Origin of the sequence: Rhodococcus sp. 05-2254-5 (assembly GCF_002258575.1) — a bacterium.
GTDB classification, from domain to species: domain Bacteria; phylum Actinomycetota; class Actinomycetes; order Mycobacteriales; family Mycobacteriaceae; genus Rhodococcoides; species Rhodococcoides fascians.
In genome coordinates this window covers 345,852-363,010 of record NZ_NOZG01000029.1, presented here as the reverse complement: position 1 = coordinate 363,010, position 17,159 = coordinate 345,852, and the positions used below count along the sequence as shown (strand labels likewise).

At 64.1% G+C, this 17,159-nt stretch carries 16 protein-coding genes; 8 read left to right on the top strand and 8 right to left on the bottom strand.

Annotated elements, in window-relative coordinates:
- Nucleotides 1-46 precede the first annotated feature (46 nt).
- From CH278_RS21175 to CH278_RS27230, 3 genes are all read right to left on the bottom strand, one after another.
- Nucleotides 47-1,984: a primary-amine oxidase gene (locus tag CH278_RS21175; protein WP_094622764.1), complete on the bottom strand. Its 1,938-nt coding sequence runs from the start codon at nt 1,982-1,984 to the stop codon at nt 47-49.
- Nucleotides 1,981-3,420 carry a gamma-aminobutyraldehyde dehydrogenase gene (locus tag CH278_RS21170; RefSeq protein ID WP_032389032.1) on the bottom strand — a complete coding sequence of 480 codons (1,440 nt, stop codon included), beginning with the start codon at nt 3,418-3,420 and terminating at the stop codon, nt 1,981-1,983. The genes CH278_RS21175 and CH278_RS21170 overlap by 4 nt, the downstream gene beginning before the upstream one ends.
- Before the next feature lie 95 nt (nt 3,421-3,515).
- Entirely contained in the window at nt 3,516-4,178 is a 663-nt protein-coding gene (locus CH278_RS27230) for a TetR family transcriptional regulator (RefSeq protein WP_179274499.1), read from the bottom strand.
- A gap of 70 nt (nt 4,179-4,248) precedes the next feature.
- Between CH278_RS27230 and mqo the strand changes: the two genes are divergently transcribed.
- Nucleotides 4,249-5,571 carry a malate dehydrogenase (quinone) gene (gene mqo / locus CH278_RS21155; protein ID WP_094622762.1) on the top strand — a complete coding sequence of 441 codons (1,323 nt, stop codon included), beginning with the start codon at nt 4,249-4,251 and terminating at the stop codon, nt 5,569-5,571.
- Nucleotides 5,572-5,580: 9 nt separating this feature from the next.
- A complete protein-coding gene (locus tag CH278_RS21150) occupies nt 5,581-6,576 on the top strand; it encodes an MBL fold metallo-hydrolase (RefSeq protein WP_256991889.1) in 996 nt (331 codons plus the stop codon).
- A gap of 27 nt (nt 6,577-6,603) precedes the next feature.
- Here CH278_RS21150 and CH278_RS21145 read toward each other — a convergent pair whose 3' ends face one another.
- On the bottom strand, nt 6,604-7,377 hold the full coding sequence (locus tag CH278_RS21145; protein ID WP_094622761.1) for an LLM class flavin-dependent oxidoreductase: 774 nt from the start codon (nt 7,375-7,377) through the stop codon (nt 6,604-6,606).
- 17 nt (nt 7,378-7,394) lie between these two features.
- Complete coding sequence (ramB, locus tag CH278_RS21140; RefSeq protein ID WP_094622760.1) at nt 7,395-8,807, bottom strand: acetate metabolism transcriptional regulator RamB; 1,413 nt, start codon at nt 8,805-8,807, stop codon at nt 7,395-7,397.
- Between the two features lie 148 nt (nt 8,808-8,955).
- Between ramB and CH278_RS21135 the strand changes: the two genes are divergently transcribed.
- Nucleotides 8,956-9,360 carry an SPW repeat domain-containing protein gene (locus CH278_RS21135; protein WP_027498406.1) on the top strand — a complete coding sequence of 135 codons (405 nt, stop codon included), beginning with the start codon at nt 8,956-8,958 and terminating at the stop codon, nt 9,358-9,360.
- An 85-nt stretch (nt 9,361-9,445) separates the two neighbouring features.
- Here the strand turns inward: CH278_RS21135 and CH278_RS21130 are convergent, their stop codons facing one another.
- Nucleotides 9,446-10,294 (bottom strand): DUF559 domain-containing protein, encoded by an 849-nt coding sequence (locus tag CH278_RS21130; RefSeq protein ID WP_179274500.1) that lies wholly within the window; start codon nt 10,292-10,294, stop codon nt 9,446-9,448.
- 532 nt (nt 10,295-10,826) lie between these two features.
- On the opposite strand from CH278_RS21130, the gene aceA reads away from it, so the two are divergent.
- From aceA to CH278_RS21110, 4 genes are all read left to right on the top strand, one after another.
- The gene (gene aceA / locus CH278_RS21125; protein WP_027498404.1) at nt 10,827-12,116 is read left to right on the top strand and encodes an isocitrate lyase; all 1,290 of its coding nucleotides are present in this window, start codon (nt 10,827-10,829) and stop codon (nt 12,114-12,116) included.
- Nucleotides 12,117-12,280: 164 nt separating this feature from the next.
- On the top strand, nt 12,281-13,156 hold the full coding sequence (locus tag CH278_RS21120; RefSeq protein WP_032373732.1) for a 3-hydroxybutyryl-CoA dehydrogenase: 876 nt from the start codon (nt 12,281-12,283) through the stop codon (nt 13,154-13,156).
- A 91-nt stretch (nt 13,157-13,247) separates the two neighbouring features.
- A complete protein-coding gene (locus tag CH278_RS21115) occupies nt 13,248-13,523 on the top strand; it encodes a hypothetical protein (protein WP_027498402.1) in 276 nt (91 codons plus the stop codon).
- Nucleotides 13,524-13,619: 96 nt separating this feature from the next.
- A complete protein-coding gene (locus tag CH278_RS21110) occupies nt 13,620-14,660 on the top strand; it encodes an NAD(P)-dependent alcohol dehydrogenase (RefSeq protein ID WP_027498401.1) in 1,041 nt (346 codons plus the stop codon).
- Between the two features lie 79 nt (nt 14,661-14,739).
- Here CH278_RS21110 and CH278_RS21105 read toward each other — a convergent pair whose 3' ends face one another.
- A complete protein-coding gene (locus CH278_RS21105; protein WP_094622758.1) occupies nt 14,740-15,597 on the bottom strand; it encodes a PPK2 family polyphosphate kinase in 858 nt (285 codons plus the stop codon).
- Nucleotides 15,598-15,629: 32 nt separating this feature from the next.
- Here CH278_RS21105 and CH278_RS21100 point away from each other — a divergent pair, with 32 nt between their 5' ends.
- The gene (locus tag CH278_RS21100) at nt 15,630-16,091 is read left to right on the top strand and encodes a PPOX class F420-dependent oxidoreductase (protein ID WP_094622934.1); all 462 of its coding nucleotides are present in this window, start codon (nt 15,630-15,632) and stop codon (nt 16,089-16,091) included.
- Nucleotides 16,092-16,160: 69 nt separating this feature from the next.
- Here CH278_RS21100 and CH278_RS21095 read toward each other — a convergent pair whose 3' ends face one another.
- A complete protein-coding gene (locus tag CH278_RS21095) occupies nt 16,161-17,150 on the bottom strand; it encodes an iron-siderophore ABC transporter substrate-binding protein (RefSeq protein WP_094622757.1) in 990 nt (329 codons plus the stop codon).
- Nucleotides 17,151-17,159 lie beyond the last annotated feature (9 nt).

The following is a 17,159-nucleotide window of genomic DNA, read 5'->3' as shown; positions in this document are numbered from 1 at the left end:
CCGCTTCGCTGTGTTGTCGGTCCTGGCTGCCGTCGGGTCGCGCCAGTCAGTGACAGGTGCTGCCGGGATCGGTGTGGCAGTGCTTCGGCTCCGATGGTGCGACGTCGAGCGAGGGGTTGCGGTCGAAGAAGCCGAAAGGCTTGAGCCAGAACGAGACGGTGTCGGACGGCATCACCGGCCAGTCCTCGGGCCTGGTGATGTGATGGATGCCGAAGGTGTACCAGACCACCACATCGGTGTTCTCGATCGAACGGTTCTTCTCGGTCCACTCGGGGAGGCCATGGTCGACGCCACTCTGATTGACGAACTCGCCACTGGGCCAACGCTCGTCGGGCGAATTGGGGGTGACCCACACGGTGTGACCGATCACCTGGGAACGCTGGAAGATCGGCGACGCCGGATCGAACATCGCCGGAATCGCCGAGCCGGGCACCAACTTGTACGCGGGCCGGGTGCCGAGACCGTTGGTGACGTTGTCGTTGACCACCTTCCACGCCTTCTGCGTGTTCCAGTCGTAGTCCTGCTTGCCCTCGGACTCGGTGGTGAGCGGGGTGTTCACTTGCGTCAGGGCCAGGCCGTACGGATTGTCGGGACCCATCGGCACCATTTGGGTCTGGCTGGAATAGACGGTGTTCTCGGTGCCGTCGATGTCCAGATCGAGCCGGGCGACCAGGAAGTGCTGGTGGTACGGCGCATACGTGCGATTGTCGATCAGCGTGCCCGACGGATGGGTGCCGCCCTCCTCGAAGTGGGTGACGACCATGATGCCGGTGGCGCGCACCTCGCACTCGATGTTGCCGTCCTGATAGAAGCGCCAGTAGACGAGATACTCGTAGTTGGCGACGGTGGCGTGGAAGCTGACGGTGAGACGGCGCATCCGACGCACCTCTGCCCCGGCGTCGTGATCGACGTGCTTCCACAGCACCGCGTTGTCTTCCTCGTGGATGCAGATCGCGTTGGTGATCGTGTACGGCTCGCCTTTGCTGTTGTGCAGCACGGCATCGAGGTACCGGATCTCACCGAGGCAGTCGCAGCCGAGCTCGAGCGAGGTGGTCATGAAGCCCAGGCCCCACTCGCCGATGTCGAATGCAGTGCGCCGATAGTGATCCTCGGTGTGGTCACGATATGGAACGATCATCTCCGCGAACGACATTCGGTTCGCGACGGATCGCACGTTCCCGTTGTCGACGTAGGTGACGGCGTGCAGCGTCATGCCCTCGCGGTAGTTGAAACCCACGCGCAGCGACCAGTTCTGCCACGTCAGCTTGTTGCCGTCCAGCTCGAACGACGGGCCGTCCGGCTGGGTGATCTCGAGTGGCTTCAGCGGCGGACGGCTGCTGGCGTTGCGGATGCGCTCCGGAATATGGCGGGGTACATACTCGCCCATGATCTCCGGCCGCTCGACGCGGTAGGTGTCCTCGATTTCGAGCAGTTCCATCGTGTTGGCGTCGATGACGCAGTGGAAGCCGCCCACCGGCCCCGCGTACGGATTGGCACCCTCTGCGGCTTTGACCCACGTGTCCGACCAGCCCAGGCGTCGACCCTTGTACTTCTCGGGCGTCACCGCCTCGCCGTACGTCCAGGTGTCCATGAACACCAGATCGAGATCGGTGATCCCGCGATCGGCAAGCGCGGCAATCACATCGGGGTGTGCACGCAGAGCCGCGTCGGCCTCCTCCCACTCGTCGACGGTGAAGTTGGGCTGCACGTCCGGGATGTGGGTCCAGGATTCGGTGCTCCTGTTGTCCAGTGACACCACGGCCTTGAACGTGCTGTTCTCGGCGCGGTTCAACACCACGGAGACTGCGCGACGGGCGGGGACGGTACCGTCCGCATCGAATGCGGCGACCTCGGACTTGGACGGTTCGATCATCTCGATCGAGGCGAATCGCCACCCGTCGCCGACACTGTGCTCCCGGCCCAGAACCTCGGCGACGGTAGAGAATTCGTCGCTCGAGAGTGGGTCCAGGGGATGGAATGTCATGCGATGGTCTCCGTCGAGCTCATCACGTGCTTGATGCGGGTGTAATCATCCACGCCGTAGGCCGAGAGGTCCTTGCCGTAACCGGAGTACTTGAAGCCACCGTGCGGCATCTCGGCCACCAACGGGATGTGGCAGTTGACCCAGACTGCACCGAAGTCGAGAGCCGCCGAAATGCGAAGCGTGCGAGCATGATCGGACGTCCAGACGCTCGACGCGAGACCGAAGTCGACGTCGTTGGCAAGTTCGATCGCCTCTGCCTCGTCGGAGAACTTCTGCACCGTCAGCACTGGGCCGAACGTCTCCTCCTGCACGATGGGATCGGACTGCTGCACGCCCGTGATGATCGTGGGCTCGTAGAAGAATCCCTTGTCGCCCATGCGCTTTCCACCGGTGACGATGGTGGCGTGCGCGCCGATACCGTCGACCTTGGAGCTGACCTGACCGAAGTGGTTGACGTTGTTCAGCGGGCCGAGGAAGGTGTCGGGGTCGTCGGGCAATCCGACCTTCAGTGTCTTCGCCTTGGCGACGAGTGCGTCGACGAGCGAGTCGTGTACCGACTCGTGAACCAACACGCGAGTGACCGCCGTGCAGTCCTGGCCGGCGTTGAAGAACGCGGCCTCGGCAATGCCGTCGGCGGCCTTGGTGATGTCGACGTCGTCGAACACGATGGCCGGTGCCTTGCCGCCCAGTTCGAGGTGCGCGCGCTTGAGCTGCTTGGCAGCGGCGACGGCGACGGCGATGCCTGCCCGCACCGAACCGGTGATCGAGACCAGGCCGGGCGTCTTGTGCTCGACGATGGCGGCACCGGTGCCGCCGTTGCCGAGCACGATGTTCAGCACGCCGTCGGGGACGATGCCCTTCGACAATTTCGCCAGCACCAGGGTGCTCTCGGGGGTGGTGTCGCTCGGCTTGAGGACGACGGTGTTGCCGGCCGCGAGCGCAGGCCCGATCTTCCAGATCGCCATCATGAACGGGTAGTTCCACGGCGTCACCTGCCCCACGACGCCGATCGGCTCGCGGCGTACGTACGAGGTGAACCCGTCCATGTACTCGCCGGCCGACTTGCCTTCGAGCATCCGTGCAGCCCCGGCGAAGAACCGAATCTGATCTGCTCCGACGGTGACTTCCTCGGCGGCGATGGTGGCCTTCGGCTGACCGGTATTGCGACTCTGCGCCTCGACGATCTCGTCGCTGTGGGCCTCGATGGCATCGGCGAGCTTCAGCAGTACTTTCTGCCGCTCACTCGGAGTCGTCTTGCCCCAGGTCTCGAAAGCTTTGGCGGCAGCCGACATTGCGGCGTCGACATCGGCAGCATCGGAAATCGGGGCTCGGGCGACCACCGACTCGTCCACCGGACTGACGACATCGAGCATCTCGGTACCGGAGGGCGTCACGAATGCCCCGTCGATGTAGTTCTGCAGGACAGGCACCGTCATCACAACCCCTAGCGTCGACTATTTCGGTTCTGCAAAGCCTGCACCCGCGGACGAGACTTTGCCACCCGACAAGATGTACACGACGATGCGAGTAATCAGGACGAAACGTCAGTCTCCTCGGCCAGGGCCCTGACACCGGCGATGTAGGTGTCCAGCCCGAGCTTCTCGAACGCCGTCCGCGCGCTGACGTCGCTCAGATGCGAGGCTGCGGCGAGGATATTGGGAAACTCGTCGGGATGGAGGGAGTCCATCGTTTTCGCCACCTCGTGTTCGACGTGTGCCCGACGCTCCGGCTCGACTTCGACACCCGTGAACAGCGGCTCCGTGATCAACGAAATGGCGACTCGAACGCCGTGACGGGCCAGCTGGGTGGCGTCGTACAGGGAGAAACCGGCCTCGCCGAGGAGTTTCAGGCTGAGCTCCATCGCCGCTCTGCTGTTGGGGGAGAACAGCATTCGTGGAACGACGATGGTCGCTGCTCCGGGATGTGCGCGCAAGGCGCGCATGAAGTCCTCGAGCACGGTGCGCAGTTGCTGCCACCACGTCGCCGTGGGATCGACGGTGATGTCGAGATCCTGGCAGACGCGGTCGCCCATGGCGTCGACTAGTTCGTCCTTGTTCTTCACATGCCAGTAGATCGCCATGGGAGAGACACCGAGTTCGGTGGCGATCTTGCGGATGGTGAGCGAATCGAGTCCGCGTCGGTACGCGACTTCGAGCGCGGCGTCGACGACGGCAGTCCTGGTCAAGCGAGGCACCGGCAGAACTATACAGGCGTACGAGTCGGTGTTAGCGTGACTTGTACTTAGTACGAGAGAGGGGTGCGCGATGGATGACGTCATCCTCGTCGGCGGTGGGGTGATGAGCGCGACGCTCGGCACGCTGCTGCAACGTGTGGAGCCGACCTGGTCGATTCGGGTCCTCGAACGATTGCCCGAGGTAGCGATGGAAGCCTCCGACGGGTGGAACAATGCCGGGACCGGCCACGCCGGCCTGTGCGAAACCAACTACACGACGGAGAGAGTCGACGGCTCCGTCGATATCGACCGGGCCGTCGCGATCGCCGAGCAGTTCGCCGTGACGCGACGCTTCTGGTCGACGCTGGCCGACACCAGCTTCGTACGTTCGGTGCCGCACATGACCCTGGTGCAGGGGGCGGAAAACGTTCGATCGCTGCAGGCCAGGCATCGAGCGTTGACCGCGCATCCGCTGTTTCGAGCCATGGAGTACACCGAAGATGCTGCGGTACTGGACGAGTGGGCACCGCTGGTGTCGGCGGGACGAACAGGCGACTGGGCCGCCACCCGAGATGCGACCGGAACCGACGTCGACTTCGGTGCACTGACGCGGCAGTTGCTGGGGGACATGAGTGGACGTGGTGCGCGCGTGGAGACCGGGCGGGAGGTGACCGGGATGAGTCAGGAACGGGACGGATCCTGGTCCCTGCGAGTGCGCGGTGGCCGATCGATCGAGCGCGCGCGCTTCGTGTTCGTCGGTGCCGGTGGCTGGGCTCTGAAGCTGTTGCGCACAGCAGGGATTCCCGAGGCCCGCGGTTACGGACTACTACCGATCAGCGGGCAGTTCTTGCGTTGTGATCGGCCCGAGGTGGTCGACAGACACGACGCGAAGGTCTATGGAACTCCGCCCATCGGAGCGCCTCCGATGTCGGTGCCCCATCTCGACACCCGCATCGTCGACGGGCGGCGGTCCATACTTTTCGGACCGTACGCCGGCGCGAATCCTCGGTTTCTGAAACATGGATCGTGGCTCGACTTCCCGACGTCGATCGACCGGCACAACATCGGGTCACTGCTGTCGATGGCAGGCAACAACACGCCGTTGATAGGTCTGCTGCTGTCGGAATTGACGGCCACCCGAGCCAAGAAGATCGCTGCGTTGCGCCAATTCGTACCGAATGCCGACCCGTCGGACTGGTCCGTGGTCCCCGCCGGACAGCGCGCCCAGATCGTCGTGAACGGGCAATTGCGTTTCGGCACGGAGGTGATCGCGTCGCGGGACGGCTCCATCGCCGCCGTGCTCGGCGCATCGCCCGGCGCCTCCACCGCTGTTCCCATCATGCTGGAGGTATTGGGTCGATGTTTTCCGGAGCGCCAGTGGAATGGTGGACTGCAGGAGATGCTCAGCGGATAGCCTGTGGCAGTGCGAAACACCGAGGTGGGATACCAGCAGATCGCCGACGATACCTGGGCCTTCATGCGTCCGCCGGGCAGTTGGGGGCAAACCAACACCGGGCTCGTCGTGGCACCCGGTTCGGCGTCGATGCTGATCGACACCGTCTGGGACGTGAACTGGGCCGAGAGGGTTGCCGCCGACACGGCCGAGTTGGTTGCCGCCGCACCGATCACCGAGGTCCTCAACACGCATTCGGACGGTGATCACTGGTGGGGTAACGACAGCGTGCCCGCCTCCGCACGCATCACCACCAGTGCGGCGTCGCTGCACGCGATGAAGGAGGAGACTCCGCCGAAGGGTGTATCCGCATTCGCGTCCTTCGGCAAGGCAGTCGGCTGGGTGCCGGGACCGATCGGTGCGATGGGCTCCTACATGGACCGTGTTCGCGGCGATGCGCTGTTTCCGTCGGCGCTGCCCCGGCTGCCTGATCACACCTTCGAAACCACCGAAACCATCGATGTCGCAGGACGACTGGTTCACCTGCGCTACCTCGGTCCGGCGCACACCGAAGGCGATCTCATCGCTCACCTCCCGGACGTGGGGGTCGTGTTCGCGGGCGACCTGCTCTTCATCGACGCCACCCCGGTGCTGTGGCACGGCCCGCTGCAAAACTGGATCGACGCCCTCGACCACCTCCTCGAACTCGACGCCGACGTGTACGTTCCCGGCCACGGCCCCCTGTGCGGCACCGACGAAATACGCGCCGTGCGCAGCTACTGGACCTGGGTCGGCGAGGCCGGACGAGCGTGCTTCGACGCGGGCCTCGGCTCCACCGAGGCCGCCCTGAACCTGCTCAAATCACCCGAATTCGGCCATTACGCGCACTGGGATTCGCCGGAGCGACTCATCCTCAGCATGAGCACGCTCTACCGCCTGTGGCGAGGCGAACCCGCTGCGCCACCCACGCTGACGCGTCGAGCACGCGCATTCGCCGACGCGGGACGGTATCTGCGGGAGCGCTAGTGTCAGACTTTTCGGTGAGATTGCTGGTTACCGGGCTCCGAACTCCGTCGTCAAGGACGCGGTGTGCGCGAACAGTGGGGTCGGATCCGGTTGTTCTGCAGTCGGTTCGAGTACGACAGTGGTAGCGCCGGCATCGATCCAGCGCTGCAGATTGCTCATGGCGGCATCGGAATCGGATCCGACGGCGACATAGACGACGATGTCGTGCCCCGGCCCCGCGGCGATATGCCCGACGGCAGTCCGCAGCTGATCCGGGTCCGTCTCGCTCGTGAGAATGGTGCCGACACTCCTGCGGCCGCTCAGAGCAAGGGTTTTCGGGCCTGTCGCCCCGACGAGCAGTGGAGGTGCCTGCAGCGGAGGCCAATCGAGCTGCACATTGTCGAGCGAGACGTACCGACCCTGCACGGTGACGCTCTCGCCCGCCAACAGCGCGGTGAGCGCCGTCATCTGCTCGTCGAGCAACGTCAGCGGAGACTGCACTCGCGCGCCGATCTGGCCCATCCACGACTGGACGCCGTGGCCGAGCCCCACGCGGAGCCGGCCCGGATGGACCCGAGCGACGGTCGCGATCTCCATGGCCGTCGACGCGACGTTCCGCATCGGAGTGGGCAACACCCCGATGCCGACGTTCACGCGATCGGTGCTCGCGAGAATCAGTGCAGCAGTGGACAGCCCGCCGGAGAAGAAGCAGTCTTCCCACAGCCAGACCTCGTCGACGCCCGCGGCATCGGCTGCGCGAGCCGCGTCGACCAGCGCCTCCGGTGCGATCTCGGGCCGGAGTACAACGCCGATTCGGGTCATGGAAATTCTCTTTCTACTCAGCGAACGAGGTACGGGGACACCGAGCTTCGGTGCTCGTCTATGTCGAGATCCTTGCCGAGCGGCGGAAACGCACGCTGCGGGCAGTTCGAGCGTTCGCAGACCCGGCAACCCGCTCCGATCGGAGTTGCGACCGCCGAGCCCTGCACGTCCAGTCCATCGGCATAGACGAGCCGTCCGGCATGGCGCAGTTCGCAACCGAGGCCGATGGCAAAAGTCTTGCCGGGCTGCCCGTATCGAGCGGCGCGGCGTTCCACCGTCCGCGCGATCCACAGGTAGTTGCGGCCGTCGGGCATCTCGGCGATCTGCGTCATGATCTTGCCGGGATACGCGAACGTCTCGTACACGTTCCACAGAGGGCACGTGCCGCCGCTGGAGGAGAAGTGAAAGCCGGTGGCGGACTGTCGTTTCGACATGTTGCCGGCGCGATCGACTCGGACGAACGAGAACGGAACACCGCGCATCTCGGGGCGCTGCAGCGTGGACAGTCGGTGGCAGATGGTCTCGTAACTCACCGAGAAGAAGGCCGACAGCCGCTCGATGTCGTATCGGAAATCCTCGGCGACGTCGTGGAACTGGTGATACGGCAACACCGTCGCGGCCGCGAAATAGTTGGCGAACCCGAGCACCGCCAGTTTCTTCGACGCCTCGCTCGTGAAGTTTCCCTCGTCGGCCATCTTGTTCAACAGATCACCGCATTCGAGATACGCGAGCTCGGCGGCGAACTTGAACACCTTCTGCCCGCCGGAGAGGTGAGGAGAAATCTCCAACACCCGCGTCTGCGGGTCGAACCGATGCAGCACGTTCTCACCGAGGTCGATGCGATTGACGATCTGCACGTCGTGCACCGTGCGCAACCGCTTCGCGATCTCACCGCCCACGTCGGCGCGATGGAACCGGATCCGCGATGTCAATGCCTCTGCGGCGGTATCCAATTCGTGCAGATAGTTCTGTCGTTGATAGAAGTAGTCGCGCACCTCTTCGTGCGGCTTGCTGATGGAGCCGCTGCCACTGCCGTCGGAGAATCGTTCCTCGGTCGCTGCCAACAGCTGAGCCGTCGTATTGCGGTATCGGCGATGCATATTGACCATTGCCCGAGCCAGCTGTGGGTGCGAGCTGACCATCTGCGCGATCTCGTGCGGATCTGCGTCGATGCCCATGTCCTGATCGAGTGCGACCTCGCGCAACTCGGCAACCAACCTGGTGTCGTCCTCGGAGGAGAAGAACGAGGTGTCGACGCCGAAGACCTCCGAGATGCGCAGCAGTACCGGAACCGTCAACGGGCGTACGTCGTGCTCGATCTGGTTGAGATAGCTGGCCGAGATGCTGAGCTTCTGCGCCAGAGATACCTGGCTCATGCTGCGTTCGCTGCGGAGCTGCCGAAGGCGAACGCCGACGAAAGTCTTGGACACGGTTGCCAGGCTACGCCTGCGAAGAATTGCCTTAACACCGTTCGCAACTAGCTGCTGGGTCACGATTCGGTGACCGTCGGGAACATTAGCCGAAGTAAAGGCGTATACCGATATACGAGCTATTCATCACGCACCTCGAGGAGCGGTCATGTCCAATCGTCAGCGCACATCGGAAATCGTCAGGGACGTCGTCGTCTTCGTCACCGGGGCCGTTCTGGTCGCCTCCACCGTCTGGCTTCCCGTCCAGGGCGACCAAGAAGTCACCGGAGCCATCCTGGTGCTCGGCATCCTCGCGGCATCGTCGGCGCTCTGGGCAATCGGATCCGCGTCCAGACAGAGCCACTGGACTCACGTCGGCCTCGGTGTGTTGCTTGCCGTCTCGCCCGCGTTGATGGTCTTCCCCTCCGGATTGCTGGCCGCGGACCTGTTCGCCATCGTCGGCGGACTCGTGATCGCCGCCATGGGTGCGTTGGGAGTCATCGCATCGCGCCGGGCACCGGTCACCTCGCGAGTAGTGGCCTCCAGCGACGAGCGCACCGGCGTTCGCATCTGAGCCTTCTCTGCAACTGATGCTCCACTTCCCGGGACAGGCGCGATGAATCTCGTGTGCGGCCCAGTGAGTGGAGCATTGTGTGCAGTCATCGCCGCGATGCCCGGCGCCGCCTGACAACCGACGCGATTTCGGCAGCCACGTCGTCAGGCGCGGTGAGCACATCGAACGCCGAGTAGCGCAGCACCAACCAGCCATCGAGGATCAGCGCGTTCTGTCGTCGGCGATCCTTGCTGAATACGGCTGCTGCACTGTGGAATTCGCGACCGTCGACTTCGACGATCGTTCGGCTGCGGCGGTCGACGAAATCACACACGAACGGACCGACTGCAGCGTTCATCTCCAGGCGCAGGCCGAGTCGATGCACTGCGCGGCCCAGGGCGCGCTCGGGCTCCGACGCAAATCTCGATACCGCGAGCCGCACCTGACGAGCCAGCTCGACGTTCCCGTGCCGACCCGGGTAGCGGTCGAGTAGGCAGAGCAGCGAAGCCGGGTCCATTCCGAACTTCAGGCGCTCGTCGATCAGCAACTCGGCATCGGGGCGGGGGAGTAGCGCCAGGCAATCGAGCATCGTCTGCGCAGAGATGGTGCAGGGCAGCGCCGCGACCTCGTCGACGAGCGTGGAGTCCATGTCGCGACGGTGCAGCCGAAGCCAAGACGGAGGTCTCAGCCGCGCAGTTCGGGGGACGGTGGCGTCGAGCATTGTCGGTTCGGTGGTCCAGCCGCGCAGGTACGCGGCCGATCGATGACTGAGGACGGCGTCGGGTCGCCACAGCGTGATCGCCCTACAACGGTCCATCGTCGACGGCTCTCCGCGCATACGGACCGTCGGCAGGACGCGCGTGAAGCGACGCGAGATGGTGGTGGGGTGAATCCCTCCGGCGACGAGGTCCCCCAAGGTGGTGGGGGTGGAGCCTGCGGGGTTGTGGTGTGTCATGGCTGCAGCATCGGTGCGTCGTTGTGGGGCGTTGATCGGTCGACCTGGGGAAATGGAATGGCCTGTGCATGGCGGAATGCTTGTGGATGGTGCAATTCCTGCTCCACTCGACGCACTCGCACGGGGGATTCTCCAAATACAGATTGCGAGTGGAGCAACTTGTGCACCGTCCACATCGTGAGACGAGACGAGTGTGACGTCCATCACTACCAGGCTCTTTTCTGACTCGATTCAGACGCCCGATTCAAACCGTACAAGCGTCCCGTAAAGAATTTTGTTCATTCCGTTCACCAACTGGGGATTCGTCGCTACCGACGAGTAACCACGCCGCCCGATCAGCGAGGTATGCGAGCCCCAAAAATTCGCAGACTTAGCAAAGGGCTCTGGAAAGCTAGCCAAGATTGGCACTAACAACTGGTAGACGCCTGTTTTCGGGTGTGCCATTGTTTTGGAGTACACCAGAAGGGCCTGGCAACGATGTGAAGATTCGTCTCGCGGCAGGCCGAGAAGCAGAGAAGAGACTGGAGCTCCGATGTCGACCACCGGCACCCCGAAGACCACCGCCGAGATTCAGCAGGATTGGGACACCAACCCGCGCTGGAAGGGCGTCACCCGTAACTTCACCGCGCAGCAGGTCTCCGACCTCCAGGGCACTGTGGTCGAAGAAGCCACACTCGCTCGCCGCGGCAGCGAGATCCTGTGGGATCTCGTCAACAACGAGGACTACATCAACTCGCTCGGTGCCCTCACCGGCAACCAGGCCGTGCAGCAGATTCGCGCCGGCCTCCAGGCGATCTACCTTTCCGGCTGGCAGGTCGCCGGCGACGCCAACCTCTCTGGCCACACCTACCCGGACCAGAGCCTCTACCCGGCCAACTCGGTTCCGTCGGTCGTCCGTCGCATCAACAACGCACTCCTGCGCGCCGACGAGATCGCCAAGATCGAGGGCGACACGTCCGTCAAGAACTGGGTTGCACCCATCGTGGCCGACGCCGAAGCAGGCTTCGGTGGCGCACTGAACGCATACGAGCTGCAGAAGGCCATGATCGTGGCCGGCGCTGCCGGCGTGCACTGGGAAGACCAGCTCGCGTCGGAGAAGAAGTGCGGCCACCTCGGTGGCAAGGTGCTCATCCCCACCCAGCAGCACATCCGCACCCTGACCTCCGCCCGTCTGGCCTCGGACGTCGCCGACGTCCCCTCGGTCATCATCGCCCGCACCGACGCCGAGGCAGCCACGCTGATCACCTCCGACGTCGACGAGCGTGACCGCGAGTTCCTCGACGGAACCCGCACCGCAGAAGGCTTCTTCGGCGTCAAGAACGGCATCGAGCCCTGCATCGCTCGCGCCAAGGCCTACGCACCGTACGCAGACCTCATCTGGATGGAGACCGGCGTCCCGGACCTCGAGGTCGCCAAGAAGTTCTCCGAGTCGGTTCGCAGCGAATTCCCGGACCAGCTGCTCGCCTACAACTGCTCGCCTTCGTTCAACTGGAAGGCACACCTGGACGACGCCACCATCGCGAAGTTCCAGAAGGAACTCGGTGCCATGGGCTTCAAGTTCCAGTTCATCACCCTCGCAGGCTTCCACTCGCTCAACTACGGCATGTTCGACCTGGCACACGGCTACGCCCGCGAAGGCATGACAGCGTTCGTCGATCTGCAGGAGCGCGAGTTCAAGGCTGCCGAAGAGCGTGGCTTCACCGCCATCAAGCACCAGCGTGAGGTCGGCGCGGGCTACTTCGACCGCATCGCCACCACCGTCGACCCCAACACCTCGACGGCAGCACTGAAGGGCTCCACCGAAGAAGGCCAGTTCCACTGAGCTAGCCCGCCTCCCCGGATCTTCAGCGCACTAGTCAGGCGGCCCCAGCGTTTCGCTGCGGGCCGCCTGATTTGTATCGCCTGGGTTCTGGGCGTACCCCGGAAGGGTTACCCTCATCTCGCTTTAAGCTGTTGTGCTGCAACATTATTCGCTAGGAGTTTGCTGTGACGGTGGAGAGGGTGGGGATCGTCGGAGCCGGACAGATGGGTGCGGGAATCGCAGAGGTCTGCGCCCGCGCGCACGTCGACGTGGCGGTCTACGAACAGACTCGCGAACTGGCGACGGCCGGCCGCAGCCGCATCCTGCAATCACTGGACCGCGGAGTGAGCAGCGGCAAGATCACCGAGCGCGAACGAGAACACGCCGCCTCCCGGTTGCGGTTCACCTGCGACCTCGGGGACTTCGCAGACCGCCAACTCGTCGTCGAAGCAGTCCTCGAGGACGAAGAGATCAAGGCGGCAATATTCGCAGAACTCGACGCGGTGGTGTCCGACGCGAATGCCGTGCTCGCGTCCAACACCTCGTCCATTCCGATCACGACGCTCGCGTCGGCCACCACGGCACCGCAACGCGTCGTCGGACTTCATTTCTTCAATCCGGTTCCGGTATTGCCGCTCGTCGAGCTGGTCACCACGAGCACAACGTCCGATGCGGTGGCCGACCGCGCCGAAGCCTTCGCCGGAGATGTTCTCGGCAAGCAGGTGGTGAGATCCGCGGATCGCTCGGGCTTCGTCGTCAACGCACTTCTCGTTCCGTATCTGCTCTCGGCGATCCGCATGGTCGAGTCGGGATTCGCCACCAAGGAAGACGTCGACAAAGCGACGGTTCTGGGTTTGGCGCACCCGATGGGACCGCTCGCGCTCGCGGATCTCGTAGGTCTCGACACCGTCAAGTCCATTGCCGACTCCATGTATTCGGAATTCGACGAGCCGCTGTTCGCGGCACCGCCGTTGTTGCTGCGCATGGTCGAGGCGGGGCAGACGGGCAAGAAGACCGGGGCCGGGTTCTACCGCTACGAGAACGGCCGCGTAGCAAAGTAGTGGGCGTCTCGGGCGGGTCGCCGCGCAGCGGCCTGCCGAGCGCTATTGTCGGTCTGCCGGTGCAAATCCATCGATCCCAGGGAGCATGTCAGTGAGCAAGTCCAAGAAGTCGAACGGTCTGGTGCCCAAGGCATTCGGAATCGGGTTGGCCGCTACAGGCGCGGCCCATTTCGTCGTGCCGGAGGCCTTCGAGGGAATCACCAAGCTTCCGTTCCCCAAGGACACTCGAACCTGGATCAGTCGTAACGGGGCCACAGAACTGGCCGTCGGCGTGGCGATCGCGTACCCCAAGACCCGCAAGATCGGACTGGTCGGTCTGGCAGCGTATGTTGGATGGCTCGGCGTCAATATCGCCAAGAACAGCTGACGTTACTGTTGCGAACGACTCGTTCGGAGCAGGAATAGCCTGGTCGCAGCGGTAGCTGTGTTGCGCTTACACAGATGCGTAGGTAGCAATGTAGACATGACTTCAGCTACCGCTTACCAGGCCACCGCTCCGGACGCTCCGCTCGAGAAGGCGACGATCGAGCGACGCGCAGTCGGACCGCACGACATCCTCATCGACGTCAAGTTCGCGGGGATCTGCCACTCCGACATCCACACCGCCCGAAACGAGTGGGGCGGCACCACGTACCCCGTCGTTCCCGGACACGAGATCGCCGGCATCGTGGCCGAGGTCGGCTCCGAGGTGACCACCCGCAAGGTCGGCGACCGCGTGGGCGTCGGCTGCTTCGTCGACTCCTGCGGCAAGTGCGAGGCATGTCTCGACGGCGACGAGCAGTACTGCACCAAGGGCGTCGTCCAGACGTACAACTCCACCACCTACGAGGGTGAATTCACCAACGGCGGCTACTCCACCCAGATCGTCGTCACCGAGAAGTTCGTCCTCGGAATCCCGGAAGGCGTCGAACTCGACGTCGCAGCGCCGCTGCTGTGCGCAGGCATCACGCTGTACTCGCCCCTCAAGCACTGGGGAGCCGGCCCCGACAAGAAGGTCGCCATCATCGGAATGGGCGGCCTCGGACACATCGGCGTCAAGATCGCTCACGCCATGGGCGCGCACGTCACCGTGCTGAGCCAGACGGATGCGAAAGAAGCAGACGGCAAGGCCTACGGTGCCGACGAGTACTACGCCACCAAGGACACCACCGCGCTCAAGGATCTGCAGGGCAAGTTCGACCTGATTCTCAACACCGTCTCGGCCAACCTGCCCATGGGCAAGTACCTGGGACTGCTGGCCCGCAACGGAACCCTCGTCGAGCTCGGTGTTCCCGAGAAGCCCCTCGAGGTGCCTGCATTCAACCTGCTGGCCAACCGTCGCTCGTTCGCCGGTTCCATGGTCGGCGGCATTGCCGAGACCCAGGAAATGCTGGACTTCTGCGCCGAGCACCACATCGGTGCCGAGATCGAGGTCATTCCGGCCGAGAAGATCAACGAGGCATACGACCGCGTCGTCAAGTCCGACGTGCGCTACCGCTTCGTGATCGACGCAGCCACGCTGTAACTGTCTCCTTGGACGCGTGAATGGTCCATTGACCTGCCCAGACGGGGGTCGATGGACCATTCTCGCCTTCGACGGGGGTTCAGCTCTCGGCGAGTCGCTGCTTCTCGTATTCGACATCGAAATCGGCTGCGGGCCAATCGAGATCGAGCTTTTCGAGCGCGTCGATGAGAATTTCCGTGACGGCCAGTCTGCTGTACCACTTGCGGTCGGACGGGACGACATACCACGGTGCGTGGTCGGTATCCGTGCGATCGAGAACCCGCTGATACGCCGTCCGGTACTGCGGCAGGAAACCACGCTCGGTGACGTCGCCCGGGTTGTACTTCCAGTGCTTCTCGGGTCGATCCAGCCGCTCCTGCAGTCGCTTCTTCTGTTCGTCGGCCGAGACGAACAAGGCCACCTTGACGACGACCGTGTCCTCGTCGACCAACTCCTTCTCGAAAGCGTTGATCTCGTCGAATCGCTTCTCCCACACCTGCCGTGGCACGAGGTCGTGGACCGCGACGACGAGAACGTCCTCGTAATGGGACCGATCGAACACCCCGATTCGGCCTGCGCGCGGAAGAGCTTTGCGGATGCGCCACAGGTAGTGGTGTTGCTTCTCCTCCTGGGTCGGCACCCCGAACGACGCGAGGTCGACGCCCTGCGGATCGACCATCCCGATGACGTGCTTGACCATGCCGCCCTTGCCCGCAGTGTCCATGCCCTGCAGCACGAGCAGAACCGACTTGGTGCCGCCTGCGCGCCCGTGGGCATAGAGCTTTTCCTGGAGCGCCGTAAGGACCGCACCGCGCTGCTCGAGGACGTCGTTGCCGTGTGCTTTCGCGCCGTCGAACCCCGGAGTGGCGGTGAAATCGATGTCCTCCACCCGAGGAGAGGCACTGGCGCGCAGCACATCGACGGGAGAGAGCGTCCACAGTTTCGACTTGTCGGCCATAGGCGGAAGACTACTTCTCTACCATGGGATTCATGGCCCCTACCATCGCAAAAGCCGAGACTGTGTCGCGTGAACAACTGCTCGAATTCGTATCTCCGCGGCACCACCACACCCTGATCACGCGTAAGCGCGACGACAGTCTGCAGGTCTCCCCGGTGTCCGCAGGCGTGGACTCGGAAGGCCGCATCGTCATCGCCACCTACCCCGAGCGCGCCAAGGTGCACAACATCCGCCGCACGCCGGCCGTCACCGTGTTGGTGCACAGCGACGACTGGAACGGCGACTACGTCCAGGTCGACGGGACGGCCGAGATCATCGATCTCCCCGACGCCGTCGAGCCTCTGGTGGAGTACTTCCGCAGCATCGCCGGCGAGCACTCGGACTGGGACGAGTACCGCGCGGCGATGGTGAAGCAGGGAAAGTCGTTGATCCGCATCACGATCGACACCTGGGGCCCGATCGCCGCGGGTGGCTTCCCGCCCGGGAGAGTGTGACAAGCCCCCGGGAAGAATGTCACAAGCCCGCCCGGGAGAGTGTGACAAGTCCGCCCAGGAGGGGGTGAGCTAAGCCTTCAGTGGTGCTGCGAACAGTGGCACTGCGTTGTCGAGTGCGTATCGGGTTCCCGCGACCGAGGCGGCCGAGAATGCGTTGGACAGGTCGGTGTCACCGAGCACGACGAGGCGTCCGTCGCGGGCCGACGGGAGTCCCTGGATGAGCGGGTTCTCGGTGATGACCTCGGGTCCGCTGCCGATGGGGAACATGACCGTCAGGTCGGCGTCGAGGTTCGCGATGTTCTCCTCGGAGAGGTCGACGCTGAACTTCCCGGGTTGGGCGAGGTCCTGGATGGCCGGGGCGTTCGTCAGTCCGAGTGCTTCGAGGAAGTCGACTCGGGTGTCGCCGCGTACGTAGGCCCCGCTCTGGCCGCTGTACAGCGTGCCGACGGCGACGGACTTGCCGGCGAATTCCGGGTTGGCAGCCACGGTCTCGGCGAATTGGGTCTTGGTGTCGTCGATCAGCTTCTTGCCTTCGTCGACTTTTCCGAGTGCCTCGGCGACGATCTCGGTCTGCCCGTCCCATGTGGTGCCGTAGGCGACGTCGGTTCCCGGAGGGGCCGCGACAGTGGGGGCGATGTCGGACAGCTGGTCGTACACGGCCTTGTCGTTGGTGCTCCTGGTCCACAGGATCAGGTCCGGTGCCAGGGCGGCGACCGATTCGACGTCGATGTCGTAGGTGGCCAGGATCGTCGGGTCGGTGTCGTACTTTTCGGTGACCCAAGGGCCGAGGCCGTTGCCTCCGACGCCGAGCCAGTCACTGGCTCCGACGGGCTGCACGCCGAGAGCCAGTGCGGTTTCGGCGTCGGACCAGCCGAGCGCAACTACTCGCTGGGGATCGGCCGGCACCTCGACCTCCCCGAACATGTCGGTGACTACCGTGCCCGCAGCAGCCGAGTCGGCCGAGTCGCCGCCGTCGGAACTATCGGATCCGCACGCGGTCAGGGTCAGAGCGAGGGCCACGGCTGCCGCAGGCAGGGCCAGAGATCGAGAAATGCGCATAGGGCACGC